Here is a 26,051-nt window from a genome sequence, read left to right on the forward strand (position 1 = left end):
TAAAGCATATTAAATTAATTGGCTCGGCCGATTTTCCCCCGGCATGCTTTCGCAATTTGTATAAACAATCAAGCACGCTTGCGTAATCGGAAACCGGAATTAGTCCGACGTTCCGTGGGCACACGCATTTTCTCCCCCGAGCGTAATCGAGGGGCGGTCCAAGGTGAAAGGTGAAAGGTGAAAGGTCCAAGGTGAAAGGTCCAAGGTGAAAGGTGAAAGGTGAAAAGTATAATACAGTCATCCGATTCGTCCTAGATCCCCGAGCAACGTCGAGGGGTCGCAACTAAGGTGAAATGTGAAAAGTGAAAGTGAAAAGTATAACACAGTCTCCGATTCTTTCTCGATCCCCGAGCAACGTCGAGGGGTCGTAGCTGGTGGTTGGAATAACACCTATATTATATAAAATCCGAAAATATGTACTAACAAAAACAATTCATATCAACCCCTCATTTGCGATTTTTCGCATGAAAATCTACCTTGTTTTGTATTTTCTGCAAAATTTTGTTTATTTTGCGCCCATATTGTATGAACATGACGAACCCAAACAGATTCCCAACCATGAGAAAAAAACTGCTTACGCTCTTCGCCCTCTGCCTTTCGCTGCACGTTGCGGCGGCAGACGACTCTCCCCGCGAGGTCTGGAGCATCGGCCATGCAGACGGCTCGGCCCGGGAGTTCGCGCTGGCGCCCGATGGCTTCCGCGACTTTCTGGCCCGCGATTTCGGCTACGAAGACAAGTTCTTCCTGGTCGGCTACTCCGACCCGGCCACCGATTTTCCCTACGTCCTGCCCGGTCCGACCGACACCTGGGGCGGCACCTGGCCTACCTCGGGCTGGCGCACCCACCAGGTAAACATCCTCTTCGGGCTCGATTCGTCGCCTCGCGGGACGGGTTACGCGCTTGAGCTGGACCTGGCGGACTACGCCAAGGAGTTTCTGCCGCTTGTGAAAATAAGCGTCAACGGGCAGGACCTCAAGTTCCAGCTCGGCGCCCCCGGGCGCGACCTGAAAAAGCAGCGCAAGCCCCGTCAGAACGAGCCCGTCGTCGACACGCTCTCGATCACGGGACACCTCGAAAAAGCGACGCCCCGCCGCCTGACGGTTCCCCTCGGCGAAGAGGTCCTGCGCGCGGGCGGGAACTCGGTAACGATCACCGTGTTGGAGGGCTCCTGGATTCTCTTCGACCGTGTGGCGCTGACCGGCCCCGAGGGAGCAAAGACCATACAGCCCGATGCGGCTTTCGTCCGCGAGGTTCGGGCCGCCGATTACGAGCTCGAAACGGGCCAGCCGCTGCTGGTCGACGTGGAGCGGATCGCGGGCGAACCCGTCGTGAGCGTCGAGATCGACGGCCGGGAAACTTTCCGCCAGCGGATCGAGCGGGGCCGCTACCAGCTCGAAACCCCGATGCCGGCCGTGAAGAAGCTGCGAAAGAGCCGCTACCGCGTGCTGTGCGACGGCCGCGAGATCGCCCGCGGCACCGTCACTCGCGCCCCGCAGCCCTTGCAGACGCCAGCCGGATACGTCGACACGCGCATCGGCACGGCCCACTCGCGCTGGATGATCGCGCCGGGTCCGTGGATGCCGTTCAGCATGGTCAAGTTGAGCCCGGACAACCAGAACGACGGCTGGCAGGCGGGGTACGAACCGGCGTTCGAAAACATCGGCTGCTTCAGCCACATCCACGAGTGGACCCTGGGCGGACTGGGGATCATGGCCGCCAACGGCGAGCTGAAAGTGCGCGTCGGAGACGAGCAGCGGCCCGACGAGGGCTACCGCTCGCGCATCGACAAGCGCACCGAACAGGCCGCAATCGGCTACTACGCCGCCGACCTGACGGACTACGGCATTCAGGCCGAGATCACAGCCACCACGCGCTGCGGGCTCGAACGTTTCACGTTCCCCGCCGACCGCGGCACGGGACGCATCCTTATCGAGCTGCACCCCCAGACCGAGTACGGGTTCCAGCTTCGGAGCGTCCGCGTGAAGCGCGTCGGCGACCGCCGCATCGAGGGCTCGTGCCGCCAGTATTCGCCCGGGGTGTGGAGCCACGACGCCGATCAGGATTACACGGTGCATTTCGTCGTCGAGTTCGACCAACCGATCCGCAGCGTGGGCAGTTGGTGCGACGAGCGGATCGAGCACGGCGTCGTCGGACTGGAGAGCGGCCCCTGCAAGGAGGCCGGGCTCTTCGTGGAGTTCGACCCGGTCGTGAGCCCCGTCGTGCAGGTGCGCTCGGCGATCTCGCCCGTGAGCGTCGAGAATGCCGCCGAGAACCTTGCCACCGAGCTTGCAACGCCGTTCGGCTGGGATTTCGAGGCCGTCCGGCAGAACCAGGTCGACACCTGGAACGAGCTGTTCGGCCGGCTGAAAATCCAAACCACGGACCGCCTCGAAAAGGTCCGCTTCTATAATAATATGTACCGCTCGCTGTGCAGCCGCAACACGTGGAGCGACGTGAACGGCGAGTGGGTCTCGACCGACGGCCGCGTACAGCGCGTCGCCGACCCCCGCAGTGACGTGATGCTCGGCTGCGACGCCTTCTGGAACACGTTCTGGAACCTCAACCAGTTCTGGAACCTCGTCACGCCCGAGTGGAGCGGCCGCTGGGCGCGCTCGCAGCTGGCCCTGTACGACGCGAACGGCTGGCTGGCCAAGGGTCCCGCCGGGCTGAACTACGTTCCGGTGATGGTCGGCGAGCACGAGATTCCACAGATCGTCAGCGCCTGGCAGATGGGAATCCGCGATTTCGACGGGCAGAAAGCGCTCGAAGCGGCCGTGAAGATGCAGACCACCCCCGCGCAAAAGGTGCACAAGGGCTTTGCCGGCAACCGCGACCTGGAGGCTTACCTGCAACACAAGTACGTCCCCTACGACAAGGGCCGCTTCTCGAACACGATGGAGTACTCCTACGACGACTGGACCGTGGGCCAGCTGGCCCGGACGCTGGGCGACGAGGCGACCTACCGCACCTTCGACGAACGCGGCTACTGGTGGCGCAATGTCATCAGCCCGGAGGGCTACTGCCACATGCGCGACAGCAAGGGGGCGTGGATGGACGGTTTCGATCCGTTCCGCAGCGGCGCCAACCAGCACTACGTCGAGGGCAACGCCTGGCAGCTGACGTTCTTCGTGCCGCAGGACGTGCCGGCGCTCGTCGAAAAGATCGGGCGCGAACGCTTCACCGACCGACTGCTGTGGGGTTTCAACCGGGACGAAGCGTGGCGCTACAACGCCCCCAACGACCAATATTGGGACCACCCCGTCGTGCAGGGCAACCAGCAGTCGATGCACTTTGCATTCCTCTTCAACTTTGCCGGGCAGCCGTGGCAGACCCAGCGGTGGAGCCGCTCGATCCTCGACCGCTACTACGGCACGGGCGTGGCCAACGCCTACCTCGGCGACGAGGACCAGGGGCAGATGAGCGCCTGGGCCGTCATGGCTTCGCTCGGGCTCTTCCAGACCGACGGCGGCTGCTCGGCGGAGCCGATGTACGAGATCGCCAGCCCGGCATTCGAAGAGGTCGTGATCGACCTGGGCGGGCGCTACGGCCGCGGGCGGACCTTTACGATCAAGGCCCCGAACGCTTCGCGCAAGAACATTTACGTCCAAAGCGTCTCGCTCAACGGCAAGCCCTTCCGCTCGTTCCGCTTCCCCGCTTCGGAGTTGCTCCGCGGCGGCGAGATGGTCGTGGAGATGGGACCCGAGCCCAACCGGAATTGGGGCGTGGAGTAAGCCGGCCACCGCGGTAAAACGAAGCGGGGCGGAACCTGTCGACAGGTTCCGCCCCGTTTTTCGTTTGTCGGCCGCCTACTTGGTCGCGCGCCCCAGCCAGAGGGCGCAGAAAACCAGGTAGACCATGCAGCCCGCGATGACCAGCAGCGAGCCGAGCTGCCGCTGCATCGCATCGGCCATGACGCCCATCAGCGGCGGAATGACGGCGCCGCCGAAGACGCCCATGATCATCAGTCCCGAGACCTCGTTGGCCTTTTCGGGGCGGCTCTTGAGGGCCGCGGAGTAGATCACCGAGAAGATGCTCGCGCAGAAGAAGCCCACCAGGCCGATCATCGCCAGCATCGCCACCGTGCCCTGGACGAAACAGAGGACCACAAGGGCCGCCAGCGCCGCGAGGATGTTGATGCGGAAATAGCGCACATCGCTGATCCTCACCAGCAGGATCGAACCGATCAGCGCACCCGCCGTGCGGCAGACGAAATAGACGCTCGAACCGTATCCGGCCTGCTCGACGAGCATCCCGGCGCGTTCGATCAGGAGCTTGGGCGCCACGGTGTTGATGCCTACGTCGACGCCCACCACGAAGAAGATACCCAGAAACAGCAGCAGGATCGTCCGGTCGGTAAGCAGCGCAAAAGCCGCCCCCATCGACGAGGTGCCCGCATCGGACGACTCCTCGCGGATCGGCGTGGCCAGGAGCCACAGGGCCGACAGGAGCGTGATGCCCGCGAAGATCGGAAAGAGGTATTGCCAATTGCCGAGCGTGCTGGCGGCGAAAGCGGCGATGAACGGTCCGCAGAACGACGAGACGGCCTTGACGACCTGCCCGACGGTGAGCGAACTGGTCAGCGCTTCGCCCTTGACCACATTGGTCAGGAGCGGGTTGAGCGCCACCTGGAGGATGGTGTTGCCGATACCCAGCAGCACGAACGCCACCATGCAGGTGGCGAGGTTGTAGTCGACGAACGGGATCAGCATGCCCACGATCGTGACGAGGTTGCTGACCTGCACCATGTTTTTGCGTCCGATGCGGTTCATCACGATCGCCGCGGGGATCGAGAGCAGGAGGAACCAGATGAAGACCATCGAGGGGATGAAGCCCGCGACGGTCTCGTTCAGGCCGAAATCTTTTTGCACGTAGCTGGTCGAGATGCCTACCACGTCGCAGAAGCCCATGACGAAGAAACCGAAGAGCACGGGCAGGAGTTTGGAAATGGATTTGTTCATTGGATTGGGGTTAGCGGATTGGGATTTTATCAATCGTTGGTGAATTCGATCGAGTAGGTGAAGCTGTCGGCGCGGTAGTAGCCGATGTTGTACTCCACGGGGCGGTCGTCGACGTCGAGCACGAAGCGCTTGCGGATCAGAATCGGATCGCCCTCCGAAATATCGAGTTTCGCGGCCATGTCGGCATTGGCGGCGCGGGCGTAGATCCGCTCGCGGGAGGTCTTGACCACGATGCCGTAGTTGCGCTGGAGGTTCTCGTAGAGCGGCATGGACATGTCCTCCTCGCCCGTCATGGGGATGGCCGGATTGAAATAGGAGATGAAATAGACGAACGGCAGTCCGGGACGGCCCCTGAGGCGCTCCAGACAGAGCAGCCGCTCCCCATCGGTCGCCCCGAGGAATTCGGCCGCCTCGCGCGGCGCGGCCTTGCGGCTGATGTGCAACTCGAAATTCTGGACCACCATGCCCTGGGCGTGCATCTCCTGCGAGAAGCTCATCCAGTTGCGGGCGTTGGACATGACGTTCTGCGGCGCAACGGTGGTCCCGTAGCCTTTCTTGCGGACCAGCAATCCCTCGAAGACCAGGCGGTTGATGGCCTGCCGGAGGGTGTTGCGCGAGATACTCAGTTCGCGCGAGAGCTCCACCTCGTTGGGGAGCAGCTTGCCTTTGCGGTATTCCTCCTGCTGGATCATCTCGCGGAGCAGGTCCTCGGCCTGCTGGTGGAGGGGTTTGGAAGAGGATGGGTCGAGTTTGAGTTTCATGGCGCCGAATTTACTTTTACGCAAAGATAGGATTTTTCGTTTGCATATACATACCTGAACAAAGATTTATTTTTGCATGGCGGCTTTTCGAATGGAACAGGGAGCGATCTGTAAGTAAGTTCCTTGCATGGTACTGGCTCGGAACAAATGTCCGTACATTACTCGGCACCGATCCGCTCCCGCTCTTGCGCGAGCAGCCGCGCGAGCCGCTCGCGGATGCGGCGGTAGCGTTTGTCGCCGTAGACGTTGCGCACCTCGTGGGGGTCGCGTTCGAGGTCGAACAACTCCCACGAATCGATTGCGGGGTCCCCGTTCGCGCCGGGGCCGAGCCAGTGGATCAGTTTGTAGCGATGGGTGCGGATGCCGTAGTGGCAGCGGACGCTGCCCACGGCCGGATAGTCGTAATACTGGTAATAGAGCGCGCGGCGCCAGCCCCGCGTGCGGCCGTTGCGGAAGAGGGGCCGCAGCGACCGCCCGTCCATTTCGGCGGGCACGCCGATCCCGGCGGCATCGAGCAGCGTGGGCGCCCAGTCGATGTTCTGCACCAACTCCCGGCACTCCGTTCCGGGGCGGATGCGGCCGGGCCAGGCCGCAAGCAGGGGCGTGCGGAACGCCTCCTCGTACATGAAGCGCTTGTCGTAAAGCCCGTGCTCGCCGAGAAAAAACCCTTGGTCGGAGCAATAGACCACCAGCGTGTTTTCAGTCAGCCCGTGCGCTTCGAGGTAGTCCAGCACGCGCCCCACCTGGTCGTCGACCGAGCGGATCGTGCGGCAGTAGTCGCGGATGTAGCGCTGGTATTTCCAGCGCAAGAGCTCGCGCCCCGCAGGACGGCGGGCCAGAAATTCGCGGTTCTTGCGGGCGTAGGATGCGTCCCACGCGCGGCGCTGCTCGGGCGTGAGGGTGCGCATGGCGATGTCCCAGCTGGCATGGATGTAGGGATGCGTGGGTTCGTCCCGGAGCTCCTCGACCTTGAAATCGAATGCGTAGCCCATGTCGCGGTCGATCGTCAGCTGCTGCTGTTGCATCTGCTCGCAGCGCGTGGAGTAGTCGTCGAAGAGGGTCGCCGGCTCGGGAAATTCGACCTCCTCGTAGAGATCGAGGTATTTTTCCTCGGGCATCCAGTTGCGGTGGGGCGCCTTGTGGTGGATCATCAGGCAGAAAGGGCGCCCGTCGTCCCGTAGGGAGTCGAGCCACGCGAGGGCGTGGTCGGTGATGATCCCGGTGGCATACCCCGCCTGCGTTTGGTAGCGACCGCCGGTCGCGGGCGTGCGCATCGCGGGGTTGTAGTACTCGCCCTGATCGTTCAGCAGTTCGTACCAGTCGAAGCCGCGCGGCTCGATACCGAGGTGCCACTTGCCGAAGAGGGCCGTGCGGTACCCCGCTTGGCGGAGCAGTTCGGGAAAATGGACGCGCGTGGTGTCCATGATGCCGTACTGAAGCGTTCGCTGGCCGTGGCGGTGGCTGTACATGCCCGTCAGCAGCGTGGCGCGCGAGGGCGCCGAGATCGAATTCTCGACGAACGACTCCCGGAAGAGGATGCCGCTGCGGGCCAGGCGGTCGAGGTTGGGCGTCGGAGCCAGCCGCCCGATGGGGTGCCCGTAGGCCCCGAGGGCCTGAAAGGCGTGGTCGTCGGTCATGATCCAGACGATGTTGGGCCGGCCCTCCGACCGGACGGCCTTGCGCTGCTGCGCCGTGCAAAGCCCCGGGGCAAGGGGAAGCAGGCCGAGAAGAACCGTTTTGCGCATGATTTGTACCAGTTTGGATTGATATGTATGAACAAATATAGGGGTTCTTTTCGGATTCTGCAACTTTTTCCGGGCAGAACGGTTGAATCGCAGTCGGCCGGTGGTTCGACCTCTCGCTCCGGCACGCCGTTTGCCGCACGATGTTGTTTCCGCACCGCAGCGGGGTTTAAAACAGATACGCAATGAAAGCAATGATACTCAAAGAGTTCGGCGGAACGGAGAATTTTTCGATGCAGGACGTTCCCACTCCCGAAGCCGGGCCGGGCGAGGTGGTGATCGCCATCAAGGCCATCGGGCTGGACCAAATCGATATCAAGACACGCAAGGGCGAGGGTATGGCCTCCTACCTCGAAAAGGAAAACCCCATGATTCTGGGGTGGGATGCGGCCGGGGTGGTCACCAAGGTCGGCGAGGGCGTGACCGCGCACCAGCAAGGCGACGCCGTGTTCGGAACCATTCGCTTTCCGGGTCCGGGAAGCACCTATGCCGAATACGCCGCAGCACCGGCCGACCAGCTGGCGCGCAAACCCGAGAACAGCTCGTTCGAGGAGGCCGCAGCCGCCACGCAGTCGCCGCTGACGGCTTGGCAGGCGCTCGTGGACAATGGAAACGTGCAGAAAGGACAGCGCGTGCTCATCCACGGCGGAGCGGGCGGCGTGGGCAGCTTCGCCGTGCAGATCGCCCACAACCGCGGGTGCTACGTCGTGGCCACGGCCGCCGCCGAGGACCTCGATTACGTCCTCTCGCTGGGCGCCGACCAGGTGATCGACTACAAGAACGACCGTTTCGAAGAGAAAGTGTCGAACCTCGATTTCATTCTCGACACCGTGGGCGGCGAGACCTTTGCCCGCTCGCTCGACGTGCTCGCACCCCAGGGGATGATCGTCCTGCTCCCCTCCGACAAGAAAGAGGAGGCCGAAAAGGCCGCACAACAAAAAGGGATAACCAACTGGCGCCACATCCTGATGCACTCGAGCGGCGAGGACCTGCATGAGATCGCCGGGATGCTGGCGCAGGGAACGCTCTCGGTCCACCTGGCGAAAATCTTTACTTTCGAGCAGATTCCCCAGGCGCACGAGGCGCTCGAAAATGGAAAAATACAGGGCAAAATAGCCATCGCCCTGAGAAGCTGAGATGGATACGCTGAAAGGAAAAACCGCCATCGTGACCGGGTCCAGTTCGGGAATCGGACGGGCTATCGCCCTCTTGTTCGCCCGCGAGGGGGCCCGCGTGGCCGTCACCTACCACGCGGGCGAGGAGCGTGCCCGCGAGGTCATCGAAACGATCCGCAGCGCGGGCGGCACGGCCCGCGCCTACCGCGTCGACGTGGCCGACGAAGAGGAGGTCGGAGAGCTCTTCCGGCAGGTCGACGGCGACTGGGGCGACGTGGATATCCTGGTCAACAACGCGGGTATCAACGGCAGCAACACGCCCGTCGAGCAGATGACCACCGCGCAGTGGGACCGCGTGATCCGCACCGACCTCTACGGGCCGTTCTTCTGCTGCCGCGCGTTCCTCGGCCTGAAGCGGCGCTACGGCACCTGGAAGGGGAGCCGCATCATCAACGTCTCGTCGATCCACCAGTGGGTCAACGTCCCCCGCAACGCCGACTACAACGCCGCCAAGGCCGCGCTGCGCAACCTGGCCTACACGCTTGCGCTCGAGGTTGCGGACCGCGAAATGACGGTCAACAACATCGCCCCCGGCATGATCCTCACGCCCATCAACGAGCGGGTCATCAGCGATCCCGAGCTGTTGAAACGGGCCGAAAACATCATCCCTTTCCACCGGGGCGGAACGGCCGAGGAGGTGGCTGCCGTGGCGCTCTTCCTCGCATCGGAGGCGAGTTCCTACGTCACCGGAAGCACCTGCAAGGTGGACGGGGCGCTCTCAATCCTCGGCCCCGATGCCTGAATAGCATGGAGTGGACCGAGTGGCTGGTGGCGCTGGTGCCGATGCTTTCGTTCGGGCTGATCCCGGTCATCGGAACCCTGATCGGGGGCAAACCCGTCGAGCAGTCGATGGGGATCGCCCTGGGCGGACTGCTCTTCTCGCTGGCCGTGGTTCTCGTCGCACGCCCCGAAATCACGCCCCGCATCTTTGTGGTCGGATTTATCTCCGGAGCCTGCTGGGCCGTGGGCTCCATCGGGCAGTTCGCGGGCATTCGCCGCCTGGGCGTTGCGCGCGCCACACCGATGCTCAACGGCGGTCAGATCATCGGCACCGCACTGGTGGGAATGGCGCTGGGCGACTGGGCCTCACAGGCCGCCCGGGAGTACGGGCTTTCGGCCCTCGGACTCATCATCGCGGGTATTCTCTGCACCTCCTACACGCAGCGGAGCAACTCCCAAAAGCCGCAGTGGGCAAAGGGAATCGCCATCAACCTGGTGGCCGCCGCGGGATTCACGGCCTACGTGGGCATCCTGAAATATTACCACATCGCAAGCCGCAGTGCGGTTCTGCCGCAATCCCTCGGGCAGATCGCAGCCATCTTCCTCTACGGCACGTTTCTGATGAAAACCCGCACATTCAGCGGCAAAACGCTCCGCAACGGCACGATCGGCATCATCTGGGGCGTGGGCAACCTGGCGCTGCTCGTCTCCGGAGCCCGGCTGGGGCTGGCCGTGGCCTACCCCGTCAGCCAGGCCGCCGCCCTGGTGTCGGTCGTGGGCGGCGTGATTATCAACCGCGAAACCAAAACGCGGCGCGAATGGGTGGTCACAGCTCTCGGATTCGCCGCGATCCTCGGCGGCCTCTACCTGCTCTACCTGTCGGAAATCCACTGACCGCGAGGGACGGCGCGGCCCGAAATTCACTACCTTTGTATATAGATAACGCCTCCCATGATTATCAGCGCCAGCCGCCGCACGGACATTCCCGCCTGCTATTCGGAGTGGTTCTTCAACCGCCTCCGCGAGAGGTATGTGCTCGTGCCAAATCCTTTCAAAGCCAAACAGATCAGTCGGGTCAGCCTCGACCCGGCCGTGGTCGACTGCCTCGTTTTGTGGACCAAAAATCCCGCGCCGATGCTCGGCCGGCTGGATGAACTGGAGGCATGGAATTACTACTTCCAATTCACGCTCAACGCCTACGGACGCGAGATCGAGAGCCGCCTGCCGCCGCTCGACGAGCGGATCGGGACCCTCCGGCGCCTCGCGGAGCGGATCGGGCCCGAGCGGGTGATCTGGCGTTACGACCCCGTTTTCGTCAACGAACGCTACCCCGTCGCGTTCCACGAGGAGGCGTTCGAGCGGATCGCTTCGGCGCTCCGGGGCTGCACGACACGTTGCATGCTCGGATTCCTCGACCCCTACGCCCACCTGCGGCGGCCCATGCAGGCGCTTCACCTCGCCTCGCCGGATCCGGCGGAAATCGAGCAAGTGGCCGGCTCGTGCAAGCTCGCGGCCGACCGATACGCCATCCGGCTGGAGACCTGCACCTCCAAGACGGACCTCCGCCGCCTGGGCATACCGCCCGGCCGATGTATCGACCGCGAACTTGTCGAACGCCTCACCGGGTGCCCGCTCGCAGCCCGCAAAGACCCGGGCCAGCGCACCGTATGCAACTGCATCGAGAGCATCGACATCGGCACCTATTCGACCTGCCTGAATGGCTGCGCCTATTGTTATGCCAACCGCGTCGACCACCGCACGGCGCTCACGAACCGCCGCAGGCACGACCCCCGCTCGCCGCTCCTGATCGGGACACTCTCCGACCTGCCGGCCGACGCGGTGATCCGCGACCGCAGAATGCGGAGCCTCAAAGACCCGCAGCGAGGGTTGCTGTGAGGAAGAAAAACCGCTTTTCGACACCATGTACACGATCTAATTAATTATTCTCGAAGCCCAAGGGAGTTCGTTCGAAATGATTTTGTATTTTTGTTGCGACAACGGCAGCAGATGCTTGGTCACATGAAGAGAGGAGAAGAGATGAGAACCTACATGAGTTTATTCAGCAGCGCCGGGGTCGGGTGTTATGGATTCCGGGGATTGTTCGAGTGTATCGCTACGAATGAACTGATCGAAGAACGGATGAATATTCAGCGTGCCAATCACAAATGCAAATACGAAAGTGGCTACGTGTGCGGAGACATCACGCACTCCGACGTCCAACAGCGACTCTTCGATCAGATTGCATTGTGGGAACAAAATGAGGGGCTGCAACAGGTCGACATCGTGATCGCCACGCCGCCATGTCAAGGTATGTCAACGGCCAATTACAAAAAGAAGGACAGCGAGCAGACGCGCAATTCGCTTGTGGTGGAAGCCGTGCGCATCATCGACCGCATCCGGCCGAAAATCTTTATTATCGAGAACGTGCGGGCTTTCATGAAAACTGCCTGTACGGATATTTCCGGCAAAGACATGCCCATCGGTGAGAGCATCCGCAACAACCTCGGCGCCAATTACCATATCCACCACAAGGTCATCAATTTCAAAAACTACGGCGTACCCTCCAGCCGTCCGCGAACGCTTGTCATAGGCACGCTCAAAACCCTGCACAACCTCTCTCCGCTGAACCTGTTTCCGATAAGGAAGCCGGAGATCACCCTGAAAGAAGCCATCGGCAGTCATGCTTCGCTTGGATACGGACAGAAAGACGAAACCGATTTCCTCCATTTTGCCAGAAAATTCCCTGAATACCAGCTGGAGTGGATACGGGACCTGAAAGAGGGCGAAAGTGCGTTCCTGAATCCACCAGCCACCCGTCCCTATAAACTCGACAAGGCAGGCAAACGCGTGGAGCTTAAAGGTGCCTTCATGGGGAATAAATACCGCCGACTGAGATGGGACCGCCCCTGTGCGTGCATCGCCACGCGCAACGACCAACTGGCCAGCCAGGATACGATCCACCCTACGGACCATCGGGTGCTGAGCGTCCGCGAGCTGATGGCACTTATGACTATCCCCTCCTCGTTCCGCTGGACGACCCGTGACGATGAAATTTTACCCTCCGATTCCGAAGATTATCTGCGCGAAAACGAGCTGAACATCCGCCGGTGCATCGGCGAGGCGCTTCCGACCGAAATCGTGCGGGACATCGCCCTGCGCGCCCAGACAATGCTCCGTTTCGAGGAGTTTGTCCAGGCGTTCGATCCAGAACGCATGAAGGAGTATCTTTCAAATAAAGAATTGTGCTCGAATTTCTACATCGACACCTTTCTCAAAGAGCAGCAAATCCGGAACGCCAAGCGAAAAGGTGCTTTCTATACACCCCAATGCGTTGTTTACGATCTCCTAAAAACCGTTCGGATCGAGAAAGACGAAATTCGCATACTCGAACCGGCAGTAGGTCTGGGCGCCTTCATTCCCCAATTAGGCGCTCTGTTTTCTCAGGCGAAAGCCGTCCGGATCGATGCCGTGGAGATCGACCGCAAGACGATTGCGTCGCTCCGGGAGTCGCTAAAAAAAATCGAGATCGGATCGAACATCCGCATTCGTTTCATTTGCGCCGACTTTCTCAAACTCGACACCCGGGAGCACTACGACCTGGTGGTGACCAACCCGCCCTATACGGCGGCAAAAAAAACGGATTACGCCCCATTGTGCAGCGACGTACACAAAACGAAAAATTTATTCGCTCTGTTTTTGATAAAATTGTATGGCATGGCCGATCAGATCGCGTGCGTCATCCCGAAGAATTTCATCATGGCCGATGAGTTCGAGTCGATCCGAAAAATGTACGAGTCCCTGCCGATCGTGAGCATTTGCGATTTCGGGGTCAAATTCTTCAAAAAAGTATTCATCGAGATCATCACGATTCACTTTTCGAAGAGTTACAGCGCAGATACGACGGTCGTCGATTACGTAGACGGTCGCACCTGGACGCAGCGGCAGGGATACCTTTTCCACGACCGGCTGTGGCTGCTGTACCGCGACGCATTCTTCGACCAGTACGTCGCCCGTCTGCGGCTCGACTACTTTTCCGCATTCCGAGACCGGCAGATAACCAACGGAAAGGTTTCCCTGCAAGGCAAAGTGTGGGTGCTCCGCTCGAAAAACATCCTGGACGATGGGCGGATTGTCCACAAAGCAGGTTACGACCGCTATGTCGACTCGGTGGCGGAATTTGCGGTGGGTCGGTTTCTCGACAGCCGCGCGATCCTGATGCCCAATTTCACCTACAACACGCGGGCGACCCTTCTTCCCAACGGCGCTGTACCCAACGGCAGCATCGCCATTCTGATCCCGCCCGAGGGCGAGAACGTCCCCGATCTGCCACTCTATGCAACGGATGAATTTCGGCGCTATTATGCCACGGTAAAAAGTCACTCCCGGTTCACGCTCAATATCGATAAATGTGCATTATACTATATCGGCGTGCCGAAAAAACTGCTGACCCATGAATAAAGAGATTACAACAATGCTCGAAAGCCGCCTCGGCGGGTTGACGCTTTCGACCGATCACGGAAAATTTTTGGCGGACAAGTCCTACGGCTTCGACACCATGTTCTTCGTCTGCCGCTTCATCCAGCGGTTCCGTAATGGCGACATCTACCGCAAACACGACCTGAATGCGAAATCCAACGCCTACATCCGCGACCTTTTCTGTTTGAGGGAAGCCTCGCAGGTAGGCAACTATTTTACCGAGGGAATTGCCCTTTTGGTTTTCTGCGGCATCCTCGAACAGAAGAGCCGCGGAGTTTACCGTATCCTTGATAACGATTTGCTCGAATTCATCGGCTCGAGCTTCGAGAACGCCTATGTCTTCATGTACATGTTATGTTACTGCGTATTCCGTCACGACGAGCTGTGGGAGGAGTACAGGAAATTCTGCCGGGCACGGACGCTCGCGCAGAAGCAGACCATCTACATGCGTATCCGGGAGATTTTCATCCGCAAGGACCGGCGGATCCTCGATCCGAAGAAGGAGTGGGCCAATTTCGTCCCCAAGTATCCGATGGTCGTGCTCAATTTCGCCAACCGTCAAAACATGGTTTCCCGAACCACCCGCGTCCGGGACGAGCCGGTGACAGTCCGCGACATCTCGCTCAACACCAAGGGGACACGGGCGAACAGCGACCTGCCGAAGAAAAACGCCTACCTGGATGATCTCTCCTTCTCCTACATTACCGAGACCCTCCGCCCCTATCTGATATCCCGGCCTCCGAAAACCGATACGATCTCGGGACCGGACGGATTTTCGGTCGACGTGGCCGACACCAAACTCGATATGCTGGATACGGAGGGCCTTACTGCGGAAATGCGCCGAAAAATGCAGCAAGGAAAATACAGATTGTCCTCGCGGGGTACCCAAACCCGGACCGTGCAGGGGGTTTTCAAGTCGGCCCTGCTCCAGAAGACGCCGCACCGGTGTCCGATCTGCGGCTTCGATTTCGGGAATTTGCTGATCGCCAGCCACATCGTTCCCTATGCAAAATGCGAGGACACCTACGACGCCATGAACCCGTACAACGGATTGCTGCTGTGCCCCACCTGCGACCGGCTCTTCGAGTCCGGGAACTACATCACCATAGACTGTCGTAGCGGAGAGGTGATCTACGCCCCCGAGCTGGAACGCTTCGAGACGCTGGGATACCTACACGAAAGACGGATCGACCCGAACTACATCCTGTGCGAACGGAAACACTACCTGGCGCGGCACAATGCCATTTACCGGGAAAAGCATGAAAATCGGATGCCGGAGTAGTCACAATAGACACGCTCGCGCACACGGATTCACGAAACCCCTTGTTGCATCATGCTGCAACAAGGGGTTTCGTGAGGTCTGAAGCGATACAAAGCATTGAAATACAGTAATATATGTAATTTTATTGATGCGCTGCATAATTCCTCTATAACTGCAATGTATGTCAAAGAGATGTGGCATCGGATTCGGTTGCAGGCGGTTGCAAAGGGTTTCACGCGGTTCTAAAATGCTGACGATTTGCTGACAAGATATGGGGACATTTGTCTTCTTTATTTGGAATGCATTTTTTATGTTCGTCGTGCATAAATAATTGATATTCAATGGAAAAAATTAACCGCACGCTCTCTTCCCGCGAGGATCGCGCAACTGGAAAATCCGAGGTTATGATTCGTTTCATAGCGGCTCACCAACTGACCCTCCGCGCCCGAACGGGGCTCTTTGTTCCGCCCGAACGATGGAGCGAGAAAACAGGCGATGTCCGGATCTCAATGGGCAAAGTTCTACGAATAACCACTCATCGTTATCGCCGTCATGTTGTAAATTTGCAGTCATTTTTGCTTATATTACTAAAACTCACTATGTTTGTAGCATTACCGAAATAAAATAAACCAGTGACCTATTTGGAATTTCGGGAAAAACTATTCGATCTGGCTTGTTTCAGCATCCACCAAGTGTATGCATGGCAGCCCGATTTCGATCGCAACAACCTCACCCGATGGGTCAAGAAAGGTTTACTCATCCGTTTGAGCAGGAGTATTTCGCATTCCCCGAATACCTGCATAAGCCGGATTACGCACAGTATATCGCCAATCGGATTTACCGTCCATCCTACATCAGCCTGCACACAGTCCTCTCCTTCTATGGTTTGATTCCAGAAGCGATAGTGCAGATTACAAGCGTCAGCTCGCTCAAGACGGCGACCTTTAGAAATAGGTTCGGGGAATATTCCTACAAAAATATTAAAAGTGAATTGATGTTCGGATACTAACCCCGGCCGATGGCCGATGGCAAAACACTTTTGTTCGCCACGCCGGAAAAGGCGCTGCTCGATCTGCTTTATCTTTATCCGTTTTACAACGACGCATCGGAGTTGGAGCAACTTCGCCTCGATGAAGACTACATGCAGGAGGAGCTGAATCGGGAGCGGCTCGACGAATATCTCCGACGGTTCGGCAGCAAGGCGCTCGGTCGACGTGCAACCGCATTACTGAAAATTTACGACCTATGATCGATATGAACCTCGGCGGGGATATTTCCCGCAATCGATGCGCGACAACGCGCTATTAAACAAGCATATGCTCAAAGAGTATATCCAGTTGATGATTCTGGATTACCTCTCCTCCACACCATACATGCGGAAGATGGCTTTTATCGGCGGCACAAACTTGCGACTTTTCAAGGGTATCGACCGCTTTTCCGAGGATCTGGATTCGATTGCAAGGGTATGTCCGAAGAAGAGTTCATCCGGATGACGGACGAGGTCCTTACCTTTTTGCGGCGCAACGGACTGACTGTGGTAACGAAAGATCGTGCGAATCCGAAATTGACCGCTTTTCGGCAGAACATTCATTTTCCTCAACTCTTATTCGACCTCCGACTGTCCGGTCATCGTGACGAGCGTTTTTAATAAAGATCGAAGCGCAGGATCAAGGAGTTGAATATACGTCGATGATCGTAAATGTAAAAGGTTGCGGATTTTTCTTTCCCTTACCCGTACCGCCGGACGAAGTGCTCTGCGCAATGAAACTGTCGGCTTTGCTGGCTCGAGGGAAGGGGCGCGACTTTTACGATGCGATGTTTCTGCTTGCACAGACTCGACCCGATTATGAATTTCTGAAGGCGCGGTGCGGCATCGGCTGGCCAGAAGAACTTAAAACGGCCATCGGCGTATTTCTCGCAACGACCGACCTCAACGTCAAGAAGCGGGACTTCGAGCACCTGCTTTTCAACAAACAGAATGCGGATAAGATTTTACGATTCGGAGCATTTGTAGATAGTATCTAACATAGAAAACATAAAAAACACGGCGATGGACAGACATCTTACAGAGCATCAATATAAAACGCGGTGGACGGATATAAAAAAACAAATTAAAGAACGTCCGCTTTTAGCATATCAAGTCGGGATTCCTTTGGATAAATGGGATCATTATATGCATTCCATACCCTCCAAAGACGAAATCAACAGGGTCTATCTTGCCATCCAAGACGATAGAAGACTTAAAACACAACGGATCAAAGAGGCTCTATCCCTAATCGTAGGCTATCGCGAGGTTAAATTATTTAGCAAAAAAAGCGGTGTTTCCGATTGTTCTATTAAAGATATTATAGAAGGGAAAAGGACATGGCCGGATACGATGTTATAAACCGGTTGGAACTTTTTTTGTCGAGAATTATGCCGGATTTTGAACTGTCCATTGAAAACACACTTACAATAAAGAATTTCACAAGCGACTATATAGGAGACATCACTAACCAAATCGATATTATTGCAGATAGATTGAAACGATATTGTTTCACGTTGACACAACAAGCTCGAAAAAAGGAACCGGAAACTGACTTTAAGGGTAATCCCGTATCACCGACTCAACGTTTAGAGAACAATATTAATGAATTGATAGAGCTAAAAGAGCAAATCGATAGGTTTTGGGCGGTATACATCGATGGGGATATCCGTAAATAGGCTATCACCTCGGTTATTCATCGAAAATGCATTCTTACCATCTCCGGAGGTTCTGGAAGAACTCCAAAATATTTCCGGGCAGAGTGGGAAACATAGTATCACCTGTTACTTTCGCCTCGTCGAATGCCTCGATCCGCAGACTTACGGCGAGTGGCGGTACGAACTTCGCCCAAGCTATCCCTACCATCCGCAGGCGGCCATGCAGTTCGTGGCATTCGGCAAAACGTCCGATCCTTCGCGCCGGAGTTCCCGCTACGAAACGCGTACCTACCTGCGCTTCCTCACGGGCATGGACGACTGGACGATCCGCACGGAGAACATTGCGGCACAGTTCGGCGATCTGTCCAACCTCGCGGCGCACGGCTTGGACATGAAGGGCTACTCGGCCTATCTGAAGAATATCTACCTCACGGGCTTTCTCTCGGATAAAGCGGGCGACTCGTGGTTCGACTCGGCAACGGGCGATATGCAGCTCTTCAACCGTTCGACAGGCTGCGGGGTCAGCTTTCGCAACGGCGTGCTGCGCTTCGGGCGCATCGACCCCGCGAAGCCCGATGCCGGAACGGATTTCGACTCGCTGATGCAGACGATCTCCTCGACGCTGGAGACCCTCGGCCGCATCAACTCCGACGAGTATGTCTCGCCGGTCGAGAAATCCTTTCTGCGCGAGCGTTTGCAGGACATAAAGGCCGAGTATGCACAATTCCATACCAATGCGCTCGTGCATATCAGCACGGTACGCTACCGGTGTCGGGAGGCAAACTACTCAGGGTGCAGGGAAAGAAACGCATCGTTCGAATGATGAACGCCTAGTGGAGCCCTTACGAAGAAGCCTACCTCTCGGCCATCGCCGCCATCCGAAAGTATACACAGCCGGAACCGGAGTTCATCCCAATCGAAGCGGATTTCACTGCGATCGAAACCTATTACGCCGAGCGTCGCAAGATCGGCGAAGCAATGGACAAGGCCGCAAGCGAGAGCAGCGATTTGGGCTACCTGCACGACAACTTCCAGGATATCTCGACGGAGATCGATGCCGGCAGTGGCGTGGTACTGTCGGCATTCGTAGGCGTGAAGGACGAGAGCGACCGGAAGGTCGTGGCGGGCATGGCCGGCTGTTCGCTTATGGGCGTCGACGAAGCAGCGCACGGCAAGCTGATGTTCTTCGCCGGAGCGGACGGAATCGCCGATGCCGGAAATGCCACCACCCGCATCTACGAGGACGGGCATGTGGAGATGGGGAGCGGTATCTTCAGCGGTTATTCCAGAGTACAATTCAAAAGGCTTACCGACGAGGGAACAGATTATAACAGCACGACGAACGAATACACGCTCGACCGCAATTTCAATCTCATCATCGATGGTGCACGTTTCGGAGAGTACATCATCCGCCTGAATCTGCCCTCCTCGGCGGAGTACACCGGCAGCGTGGTCAATATCTACGACAGTCCGATCCGCACGCGCTCCTCGCCGAGCCTGTTGCTGGCGGCCGATGACCCTGAATCGGGAATCATCTCGACGCTCCGCAAGGACAACTACGGATTGGGATACTTACCCGTTGCCCGCATCGTCACGTTCGGCGGCGTATTGCAACTCCTATCCGTCCCGTCTCCGTACTCCAATCAAAAATGCATGTGGCACGTAACCTATCAAATGATGTCCGATTTCAGAATCTACGAATAATATTGAAAAGAATATGGATTCTATTGTAACCGACAAGGAGATCATCGCGCCCCTATTGCCGGCAACGAGCGAAGTGACCATTTCGCAATTGCCGAAGGTCAATACGATGGCCCCGACGGATCTGCTGGAAATCGACCGCAACGGCACGGGAGCCACTGACGAAACTCCTCGCGCGTAGGCTCCAGCCCCAACTGTCCCGACAAGCCGTCCGGCCACGCGATGTCGCCGATGCCGTAGTCGCGCATCTGCCAGTACGGTGGCGAGGTGACGATGCAGTTCTCCGACGCATCGGGAAGCAGCCACAGACCGGAGAGGGCATCGGTATTATGGATTATGTTCAGTTGCATCGCGGGCGGCGTCAGTAGTTCGTCGTGATCCACTCCTCCTGCCGGCGGCGGGAGACTTTCGAGGTGGTGATCGTGCGGTCGAGCCGGTGGATCGTCCAGCCGTGCGCGGCAGCAGCCTTTTCGATGGACGGATGCGGGAACATCGTCAGCATGAACTTGCCCTCGACCGTCGAGAGCGTCTCCAACAGCCTCGAAAAGTCCTCTTCGTCGAACGTCCCGTTGTAGTGTCCGCAGTCGGAGTCTACATACGGAGGATCGACGAAATGGAACGCCCCCTCTCAGTCGTAACGCCGGATGAGGTTCGTGCTGTCCTCGCACTCGACGGTGACGCTGCCCAGGCGTCGGCACAGCTCCTCGGTGAAGGACTCCTCTGCGTGCGGAGCTTCTGCGTCGTTGTACCGCTGCTGTCGTAGCCGAACGTCCCGTCGATCATCGACGCAATGCCCAACTTCGTGCAGACCCACACGGCCCACGCCCGTTCGACGGGCGTGAAGAACGCCGGATGGTCGTAGATATGCCGGGCGCAGGCGTGTATCTCGCGGCTGTGGAGCGTCGCATCGATCTGTGCCTTGAGTGCCGGATACTGCGTTTGCGCTACGCGGTAGAAGTTGATCAGTTCGGCATTGGTATCGTTGATGATTTCGCTCTTTACGTGTTGCTTGGCGAAGAGTACGGCGCAGCCGCCGCAGAAGGCTTCGGTGAAGAGCATATGCACGGGGATCAGCGGCAGGATGTGCTTCAAGAGCATCTGCTTGCCGCCATAGTAGGAAATCAGGGTTCTGAGTCGGGACATGGAGTAGATCGGTTAACGTAATTTGAGGAATAGGATAATCAGGAGCACGAGGCCGGCCAGCGCCGCAGCCCACCGCAGCCATGCGACGCCGGACGAGGGTTTCTCCTCCGTGACGATCCGGGTATCGTTGCGGGCGGCCGTGTTGATCCGGCTATGCGAGATGCTGTCTGTTTGCGTCGATTTGTCATTCTGCACCGACGCCTCGGTGTAAGTTATCCGCCGGACGGGTTGCCGGACAGGGTGCACCACGTGATGTCGCCCGGAGCCTTCTCCTTGCCGTTCGTGTCTTTGGTGCGCAGCTCCTTGAGTTCGAGGTCGACCTTCAGTGTGTGTGTCGTAGCGTGGAACGTTGTCTTGTCGTCAACCAGGAGAATGATGTCTTCGCCTTGGATGACCCGTTTCGATCTCATAATTCAGCCATTTAAATTTTCATTTTAATTTTTTATAGTATATTTGTAGCACTTGGTCATTATGGTAGTAAACCTGCGATAGAATGGCTGAGTGGCTTAAAGCGCCTGATTGAAACTCTGGTGTACGTCCTTATCGTACCGAGGGTTCGAATCCCTCTTCCTCCACAAAAAACATTTCGATGTTGATCCCCCGCACCATCAATCGCGGGGGTTTTGGATTATATAATCCGAAAATTTAGTGTCACGCCGTGCAGGTCGTAGTCGGGATAGAACTCCGTCGAGGAAGATTTGTAGCGGCTGCGCTTGTCGCCCAACTCCGCACCCTCCAATGCGGCAATCACGGCGTGTTTGAGCTGCTCCGCCCCGGCGAACTTCGCGTCGTAGACCGCGACCTCGAAGGTCGTCACATAGCCGGCGATGCCGTGGAGCGTTCGGACGGGCGTCTCCTCCGGGACGGTGAAGGCCGCAAAGGGCGGCTGCGTCCCGGCGTCGACCGCCCCTGCCTAAATCTTGTCCCGTAGGTCGGGAACCTCCTGTTCAAGCAGCGCGATCAGCGTCTTTTTGAAATCGTCCATCATCAGATGATCGGTTTAAAGTTCTTCGCCACGAATTTCTCGACCGCCGCAGCCAGCTCGTCGCCGAACAGTGCCACCGTGCGCTCGGAGTTCTCCGAGTATGCCTGTTCCAGATAGGGCGTCGGGCGGATGCCCTTCACGCTGCAGACGAAGATCTTTTTACCCTGTGCATCGACGAAGACCAGTAGTTTCCCTTTTTTCGAGGTGCGCGGATCCTTCGTCCCCTCATGGATGAACTTGCCGTAGTATTCGTTGACCGCGCCTTTCTTCTTCGTACGTTCGAAGACGGGCTTCACGGCGATGTCGACCTCCGACTTGGGAGCATTCCGGTCTTTAATCCGCACGATGCGCAGTTGCTTCTTCAACCGACTGCTACGCACGGGCACTTTGCCTTTCGCCGACCGGAGCATCGGTTTGGCCGAGCCTCGGAGCGCCGCCGCGAGCATCCGCTTCTGCATGGTGTTCGGGAGCTGATCCAATATGCGTTTGGCCTCGGCATAGCCTTCAACCTTAAGCGTCAGCATCGGCAGACGGAATTTTGGACAAGGGTGACATCTTGCTCGGAAGAGTCGTCGGCATCCGATTTGGTGCATTTGAGGTGCAGCCGCCAGCAGCGGCCCTCCTCGTGGATCGACACGATCTTGCGCAGCCAGCCGTCATCCCTGACGATCATATCCGGGCGGAGATTCGGCTGATAGCGGATCGTATAGACCACCTCGTTCTCGTGGACGATGCGGCCGGCATAGAGATTTTCCCGACCGCCGTTCTCGGTGCGTTGCGCATAGCAGACCGCGACGCGCCGGAGCGATTTGGTAAGGTCGTTGTATCCGTCCCGCTCCTCCATGAATTCGAGGAGTTCGATTCGCGTATCAAACATCGCCGTAAGGGGTTACCCGCCACGGAAACAGGAGTTTTTCGGCCGTAAGCGACAGTTCCGACACGGTACGGCCGACCAGATTGTCCGACTCATTGTCGTAGAGCGTGCCCAAGATCAGCAGGATTGCCGCCTTGATTGCGGGAGGGATGTTGTCCTTATTGTAACCGACGATGGCCGTAACGCTGATGCGCTGACCTGCATACTGCGGCTCGGTGATCAGCATAGGGTCGTAGTCGTCCTCCAAAAGCGTGTAGTCGCTTTCGCGCTGGTATTGCTCACCGTCGGCATGATCAGATCGCCGCCCTTCGAAGTGGTGAGGATCGACCCGGCCTCGAACATACCCCCATAGGCTCTCAGTGCAATCTCGATGCTTTCGGCCAGCGTCGCAGGGACGATCACGCCGGCCGAAAGGCCCGTGATGCCGGCACGCTGTTCGAACAGCACCTAGTGCTCCGACGTGATGCCCGTCGCGCCGCGCAGCAGGTAGCTCTGGAAGCCGAGCGATACTCGTCCAATTGCTCGGAATCCGGCTGCGACGCGGTCGTGCGCTGTTCGAACTGCTGCTCGGTTTGCCGCCGTTCGATCTCCTCGAAGCGCTCCTCCGTCTTCGACGGCCTTGTCCGCCTTGTCGTAGTCCGAAAGCAGGTCGTTCCAACGCTGTTGCTCCTCGGCAGTCATCTCACGGCCGTCGGCCGCCGTTCGCAGCTCGTCGATCTGCGTAAACACCGAAGCACGCGCTTCGCGTAAGGATTTCAGTTTGCTCATAAATTTTCGTTTTGATTTGTCTGGCAGCAAACATAATCCGTGGTCGGCGCTCATGAGGGAAACATTGTCGCTGTTGGATCGTAAAGATTTTCGATCTTCAGCAAAGATAAAAATAAAAAATGAGAGATTGCGCAGATGAGCGCAGGAAGGTTGTAAATAAGGGGTTTAGAGGAAAACGGACTGCAAGGACGAAGCCAAGCGAAACCGCCAAAAAGCCAACTGAAACCGGAGTTGCGTTACTATCCCGTTACTCTTTTCAAGACGGCGGCGGAGATTTTGAGAGGCTCCCAACACGCTGAACTACAAGCCCGATTCGGAGGATTCAGACAGCAAATGTAGCAGAATTTTCGGATTATGGGCTGCACACCGCGAAAAAAGTCGGTTTTCGGGTGCGATTGCGCTGATTCGCTGCATTTTGCGTATCGACGAACGGCTCTACAAGAAATAATTTTGTTCACTAAAAAATTGTAGAGTTATGAGATCGACTTTCAAAGTTTTATTCTATCTGAAACGCAACGCCCCGAAGAAGAACGGGCTTGTTCCGGTGATGTGCCGGATTACGGTAAATGGCAAAATCGCACAGTTCAGTTGCAAGCTGGACGTGGAGGAAAAATCGTGGAACGTGGAGTTAGGCCGTGTGTCCGGTCGCAGCGTGGTGGCGCAGGAGGCCAACCGGATGCTGGATAAAATCCGCGTGGGTATCAACCAAGCCTATCAGAAGATCGCCGACCGGGATAACTATGTAACCGCCGAGAAAGTGCGCAACGCCTATCTGGGTTTGGGTATGAACCATGAAACGCTGCTGGCGGTATTCCGGCAGCATAACGAAGACTACGAAAAGCAGGTAGGCAAGCTCAAAAGCCTGCGCAGCTATTGGAAATACTGCACCGTATATAACCACCTCTCGGAGTTTATCGAAAAGCGGTACAAGGTCAGCGACATCGCCCTAAAGGAGCTTGCTCCGGCGTTCATTACCGATTTCGAGCTGTTTCTCAAAACCGAGAAGAACCATTGCAACAATACGGTCTGGTCATACATGATGCCGTTCCGTAAGATTATCTACATGGCCGTCAATAACGGACTGTTGCAGCGCGATCCGTTCTTCGCGTACAGCATCACCAAAGAGGAAACGAAGCGGGGTTTTCTGACCAAAGAAGAAATCAAGCTGCTGATTAATGGAACATTCAAAAAGAAGAGTTACGAGGTCATCCGCGACCTGTTCATCTTCTGTACCTTTACGGGGTTGAGCTGGACGGACATGGCGAACCTGACCAAAGCGAACCTGCAAACCTCGTTCGACGGCCATCTGTGGATTATCACCAATCGCCAAAAGACGGGTACGGAATCGAATATACGCTTGCTGGAGGTTGCCAAGCATATCATCGAAAAGTACGACGGCATGGCCGAGGGGGATAAGCTGCTGCCCGTTCCGTGCTATGCCAACTGCAAGAACAGCATCAAGGTAATTGCGAGAAAGTGCGGTATTGAGAAAAACGTCACGTGGCACATGAGCCGCCATACCTACGCGACGACGGTGTGCCTATCGAACGACGTGCCCATCGAAACACTCTCGAAGATGCTCGGACACCGCAGCATCCGCACGACGCAGATTTACGCCAAAATCACGGCGGAAAAGGTGAGCCGCGATATGGAAAAACTGTCGCAACGTATCGAGCAAATGGAGAATTTTATTTGTCAAACCATCTAAAAACGAATGTACGATGAAAAGGGATAGAATCACAATCGGCGATAACGGCGTAACCCTGACGGGGAGCGAGGTATGGATGACGGCAATGGAGCTGGCCGAGCTGTTCGGTACGACTGCCGGAGCGGTAAACGCAGGTATCAAGGCAATCATTAAAAGCGATACGCTGCACGATTATGAGGTCTGCAAGTACGTCCGTCTGGAGAATGGGAATGGTGCGGACGTGTATAACATGGAGGTAGTGGCCTCCCTCGCATTCCGGCTCAATACACGGGGTGCGTCGGTACTACGCAAATGGCTGATCCGACGAGCTACCACCCCGGCGCGGGCGGCGGCTCCGATTATCATTCAGTATAAGGAGGGATTTATCTGTTAAGAACGGCGGGCAGGCTTCAACACCTGCCCGTCGGCGTTTTAAGGGATAGCCTTGCGGTAGTTTTCCGCGAGGAGCTTTTCGATGTCGGATTCCCGGTAGAGGACTTTGCCGCCGAAAAGGATAAAGGGAATTTTGCGTGCGGCGCGGTATTCCTGTAAGGTGCGGCGGCTTACTTTCAAGAGGTCGATCACCTCCTTATCCGTGAGGTAACGTTCGCCTCCGAGGGGCGGTTGATAGTTCTCCGTAAATTTCGCCGCATCTTTCGCGCTTTTCTTCAAAGCCCGCAGCAAGGCCGCAATGCGTTCGTCGTCCGAGGTAATTACATGATTTTCGTTCATATTCTTGTGGATTTAGTGGTTTCGTTCGCTTTTCAGGGGCTATCCTGCGGTGTGCGGTATCGGTCGATACCGGGTAGTAGCCGTTCGACTTCTTCGGGTTTGTAGTAAAACTTGCGCCCTATCTGCGTGCAGCCGATGATGCGGTTGTCGCGCAAGGTCTGCAAGGTGCGCGGACTGATGCGCAGCAGGCGGCATACCTGTTCGCCATCGAGCCATTTACTCACGCGCTTGTCGCTGCAATGGCGGCACAAGGCATCGACTTTTCCGGTTAGCGTTTCCACGCCGCAGAGCAATGCCTCAAAGGTTTTCTTTTCGATAATAACTATTTCCATTCGACAGATTTTTAGAGTTTGGGGACAAATGTAGCCAATCCCGTCCCTCGCGC

31 protein-coding genes, 1 tRNA gene and 1 pseudogene are annotated in these 26,051 nt (G+C 57.4%); 19 read left to right on the plus strand and 14 right to left on the minus strand.

Annotated features, from left to right (window positions below):
* Window positions 1–558: 558 nt before the first annotated feature.
* Entirely contained in the window at window positions 559–3,732 is a 3,174-nt protein-coding gene (locus ACMQ11_RS02560; protein WP_418991096.1) for a GH92 family glycosyl hydrolase, read from the plus strand.
* Between the two features lie 75 nt (window positions 3,733–3,807).
* On the opposite strand, the gene ACMQ11_RS02565 is transcribed toward ACMQ11_RS02560, so the two are convergent.
* The 3 genes from ACMQ11_RS02565 to ACMQ11_RS02575 all read right to left on the minus strand — a co-directional run bounded on the left by ACMQ11_RS02565 (window position 3,808) and on the right by ACMQ11_RS02575 (window position 7,465).
* Complete coding sequence (locus ACMQ11_RS02565) at window positions 3,808–4,959, minus strand: MFS transporter (RefSeq protein ID WP_418991097.1); 1,152 nt, start codon at window positions 4,957–4,959, stop codon at window positions 3,808–3,810.
* A gap of 29 nt (window positions 4,960–4,988) precedes the next feature.
* Window positions 4,989–5,720, minus strand: a complete 732-nt coding sequence (locus ACMQ11_RS02570) for a GntR family transcriptional regulator (RefSeq protein WP_418991098.1) — start codon at window positions 5,718–5,720, stop codon at window positions 4,989–4,991.
* Window positions 5,721–5,878: 158 nt separating this feature from the next.
* Entirely contained in the window at window positions 5,879–7,465 is a 1,587-nt protein-coding gene (locus ACMQ11_RS02575) for a sulfatase (protein ID WP_418991099.1), read from the minus strand.
* Window positions 7,466–7,647: 182 nt separating this feature from the next.
* Here ACMQ11_RS02575 and ACMQ11_RS02580 point away from each other — a divergent pair, with 182 nt between their 5' ends.
* The 15 genes from ACMQ11_RS02580 to ACMQ11_RS02650 all read left to right on the plus strand — a co-directional run bounded on the left by ACMQ11_RS02580 (window position 7,648) and on the right by ACMQ11_RS02650 (window position 19,658).
* On the plus strand, window positions 7,648–8,598 hold the full coding sequence (locus ACMQ11_RS02580; protein WP_418991100.1) for an NADP-dependent oxidoreductase: 951 nt from the start codon (window positions 7,648–7,650) through the stop codon (window positions 8,596–8,598).
* 1 nt (window position 8,599) lies between these two features.
* Window positions 8,600–9,379 carry an SDR family NAD(P)-dependent oxidoreductase gene (locus ACMQ11_RS02585; RefSeq protein WP_418991101.1) on the plus strand — a complete coding sequence of 260 codons (780 nt, stop codon included), beginning with the start codon at window positions 8,600–8,602 and terminating at the stop codon, window positions 9,377–9,379.
* 5 nt (window positions 9,380–9,384) lie between these two features.
* Entirely contained in the window at window positions 9,385–10,251 is an 867-nt protein-coding gene (locus tag ACMQ11_RS02590; RefSeq protein ID WP_418991102.1) for a GRP family sugar transporter, read from the plus strand.
* 57 nt (window positions 10,252–10,308) lie between these two features.
* On the plus strand, window positions 10,309–11,253 hold the full coding sequence (locus tag ACMQ11_RS02595) for a DUF1848 domain-containing protein (protein ID WP_418991103.1): 945 nt from the start codon (window positions 10,309–10,311) through the stop codon (window positions 11,251–11,253).
* A 123-nt stretch (window positions 11,254–11,376) separates the two neighbouring features.
* Window positions 11,377–13,815, plus strand: coding sequence for a DNA cytosine methyltransferase (locus ACMQ11_RS02600; protein ID WP_418991104.1), 2,439 nt, complete (start codon window positions 11,377–11,379; stop codon window positions 13,813–13,815).
* Window positions 13,808–15,115, plus strand: a complete 1,308-nt coding sequence (locus ACMQ11_RS02605; RefSeq protein WP_418991105.1) for an HNH endonuclease — start codon at window positions 13,808–13,810, stop codon at window positions 15,113–15,115. The genes ACMQ11_RS02600 and ACMQ11_RS02605 overlap by 8 nt, the downstream gene beginning before the upstream one ends.
* Window positions 15,116–15,435: 320 nt before the next feature.
* Entirely contained in the window at window positions 15,436–15,717 is a 282-nt protein-coding gene (locus ACMQ11_RS02610; protein WP_418991106.1) for a hypothetical protein, read from the plus strand.
* Window positions 15,718–16,112: 395 nt separating this feature from the next.
* Window positions 16,113–16,343: a hypothetical protein gene (locus ACMQ11_RS02615; protein ID WP_418991107.1), complete on the plus strand. Its 231-nt coding sequence runs from the start codon at window positions 16,113–16,115 to the stop codon at window positions 16,341–16,343.
* Window positions 16,344–16,476: 133 nt separating this feature from the next.
* Entirely contained in the window at window positions 16,477–16,587 is a 111-nt protein-coding gene (locus ACMQ11_RS02620; protein WP_418991130.1) for a nucleotidyl transferase AbiEii/AbiGii toxin family protein, read from the plus strand.
* Between the two features lie 196 nt (window positions 16,588–16,783).
* Complete coding sequence (locus tag ACMQ11_RS02625) at window positions 16,784–17,119, plus strand: nucleotidyl transferase AbiEii/AbiGii toxin family protein (RefSeq protein WP_418991108.1); 336 nt, start codon at window positions 16,784–16,786, stop codon at window positions 17,117–17,119.
* 25 nt (window positions 17,120–17,144) lie between these two features.
* The gene (locus ACMQ11_RS02630) at window positions 17,145–17,480 is read left to right on the plus strand and encodes a hypothetical protein (protein ID WP_418991109.1); all 336 of its coding nucleotides are present in this window, start codon (window positions 17,145–17,147) and stop codon (window positions 17,478–17,480) included.
* A complete protein-coding gene (locus ACMQ11_RS02635) occupies window positions 17,459–17,797 on the plus strand; it encodes a hypothetical protein (RefSeq protein ID WP_418991110.1) in 339 nt (112 codons plus the stop codon). Before ACMQ11_RS02630 ends, ACMQ11_RS02635 begins: the two co-directional genes overlap by 22 nt.
* Window positions 17,798–17,996: 199 nt before the next feature.
* Window positions 17,997–18,599 (plus strand): hypothetical protein, encoded by a 603-nt coding sequence (locus ACMQ11_RS02640; protein WP_418991111.1) that lies wholly within the window; start codon window positions 17,997–17,999, stop codon window positions 18,597–18,599.
* A 155-nt stretch (window positions 18,600–18,754) separates the two neighbouring features.
* On the plus strand, window positions 18,755–19,480 hold the full coding sequence (locus ACMQ11_RS02645; protein ID WP_418991112.1) for a hypothetical protein: 726 nt from the start codon (window positions 18,755–18,757) through the stop codon (window positions 19,478–19,480).
* A gap of 13 nt (window positions 19,481–19,493) precedes the next feature.
* A complete protein-coding gene (locus ACMQ11_RS02650) occupies window positions 19,494–19,658 on the plus strand; it encodes a hypothetical protein (RefSeq protein ID WP_418991113.1) in 165 nt (54 codons plus the stop codon).
* Window positions 19,659–19,838: 180 nt separating this feature from the next.
* Here the strand turns inward: ACMQ11_RS02650 and ACMQ11_RS02655 are convergent, their stop codons facing one another.
* From ACMQ11_RS02655 to ACMQ11_RS02670, 4 genes are read right to left on the minus strand one after another with little or no spacing between them, the layout of a single operon-like run.
* Window positions 19,839–20,012 carry a hypothetical protein gene (locus ACMQ11_RS02655; RefSeq protein ID WP_418991114.1) on the minus strand — a complete coding sequence of 58 codons (174 nt, stop codon included), beginning with the start codon at window positions 20,010–20,012 and terminating at the stop codon, window positions 19,839–19,841.
* Between the two features lie 56 nt (window positions 20,013–20,068).
* Window positions 20,069–20,620, minus strand: coding sequence for a DNA adenine methylase (locus tag ACMQ11_RS02660; RefSeq protein ID WP_418991115.1), 552 nt, complete (start codon window positions 20,618–20,620; stop codon window positions 20,069–20,071).
* A 12-nt stretch (window positions 20,621–20,632) separates the two neighbouring features.
* Complete coding sequence (locus tag ACMQ11_RS02665; RefSeq protein WP_418991116.1) at window positions 20,633–20,815, minus strand: hypothetical protein; 183 nt, start codon at window positions 20,813–20,815, stop codon at window positions 20,633–20,635.
* A 17-nt stretch (window positions 20,816–20,832) separates the two neighbouring features.
* Entirely contained in the window at window positions 20,833–21,030 is a 198-nt protein-coding gene (locus tag ACMQ11_RS02670) for a hypothetical protein (RefSeq protein ID WP_418991117.1), read from the minus strand.
* An 81-nt stretch (window positions 21,031–21,111) separates the two neighbouring features.
* Between ACMQ11_RS02670 and ACMQ11_RS02675 the strand changes: the two genes are divergently transcribed.
* A tRNA-Phe gene (locus ACMQ11_RS02675) sits at window positions 21,112–21,195 on the plus strand.
* Window positions 21,196–21,248: 53 nt separating this feature from the next.
* On the opposite strand, the pseudogene gp17 reads toward ACMQ11_RS02675, so the two are convergent.
* The 5 genes and pseudogenes from gp17 to ACMQ11_RS02700 all read right to left on the minus strand — a co-directional run.
* Window positions 21,249–21,515: pseudogene (gene gp17, locus ACMQ11_RS02680) on the minus strand (tail completion protein gp17); the annotation flags it as partial.
* A gap of 92 nt (window positions 21,516–21,607) precedes the next feature.
* Window positions 21,608–22,129 carry a hypothetical protein gene (locus ACMQ11_RS02685; protein WP_418991118.1) on the minus strand — a complete coding sequence of 174 codons (522 nt, stop codon included), beginning with the start codon at window positions 22,127–22,129 and terminating at the stop codon, window positions 21,608–21,610.
* The gene (locus ACMQ11_RS02690; RefSeq protein WP_418991119.1) at window positions 22,123–22,482 is read right to left on the minus strand and encodes a phage head closure protein; all 360 of its coding nucleotides are present in this window, start codon (window positions 22,480–22,482) and stop codon (window positions 22,123–22,125) included. Before ACMQ11_RS02690 ends, ACMQ11_RS02685 begins: the two co-directional genes overlap by 7 nt.
* Window positions 22,475–22,705 carry a head-tail connector protein gene (locus tag ACMQ11_RS02695; protein WP_418991120.1) on the minus strand — a complete coding sequence of 77 codons (231 nt, stop codon included), beginning with the start codon at window positions 22,703–22,705 and terminating at the stop codon, window positions 22,475–22,477. Before ACMQ11_RS02695 ends, ACMQ11_RS02690 begins: the two co-directional genes overlap by 8 nt.
* Window positions 22,706–22,926: 221 nt before the next feature.
* A complete protein-coding gene (locus tag ACMQ11_RS02700; RefSeq protein WP_418991121.1) occupies window positions 22,927–23,247 on the minus strand; it encodes a hypothetical protein in 321 nt (106 codons plus the stop codon).
* Between the two features lie 475 nt (window positions 23,248–23,722).
* On the opposite strand from ACMQ11_RS02700, the gene ACMQ11_RS02705 reads away from it, so the two are divergent.
* Both ACMQ11_RS02705 and ACMQ11_RS02710 read left to right on the plus strand, forming a co-directional pair.
* A complete protein-coding gene (locus ACMQ11_RS02705; protein ID WP_418991122.1) occupies window positions 23,723–24,955 on the plus strand; it encodes a site-specific integrase in 1,233 nt (410 codons plus the stop codon).
* A gap of 13 nt (window positions 24,956–24,968) precedes the next feature.
* On the plus strand, window positions 24,969–25,328 hold the full coding sequence (locus tag ACMQ11_RS02710; protein WP_418991123.1) for a hypothetical protein: 360 nt from the start codon (window positions 24,969–24,971) through the stop codon (window positions 25,326–25,328).
* A gap of 38 nt (window positions 25,329–25,366) precedes the next feature.
* Here ACMQ11_RS02710 and ACMQ11_RS02715 read toward each other — a convergent pair whose 3' ends face one another.
* Together ACMQ11_RS02715 and ACMQ11_RS02720 are read right to left on the minus strand one after the other, a co-directional pair.
* Complete coding sequence (locus ACMQ11_RS02715; RefSeq protein ID WP_418991124.1) at window positions 25,367–25,666, minus strand: helix-turn-helix domain-containing protein; 300 nt, start codon at window positions 25,664–25,666, stop codon at window positions 25,367–25,369.
* 32 nt (window positions 25,667–25,698) lie between these two features.
* Complete coding sequence (locus ACMQ11_RS02720; protein ID WP_418991131.1) at window positions 25,699–25,998, minus strand: helix-turn-helix domain-containing protein; 300 nt, start codon at window positions 25,996–25,998, stop codon at window positions 25,699–25,701.
* Window positions 25,999–26,051 lie beyond the last annotated feature (53 nt).

The organism is Alistipes sp. (assembly GCF_048465575.1).
Lineage (GTDB): Bacteria > Bacteroidota > Bacteroidia > Bacteroidales > Rikenellaceae > Alistipes.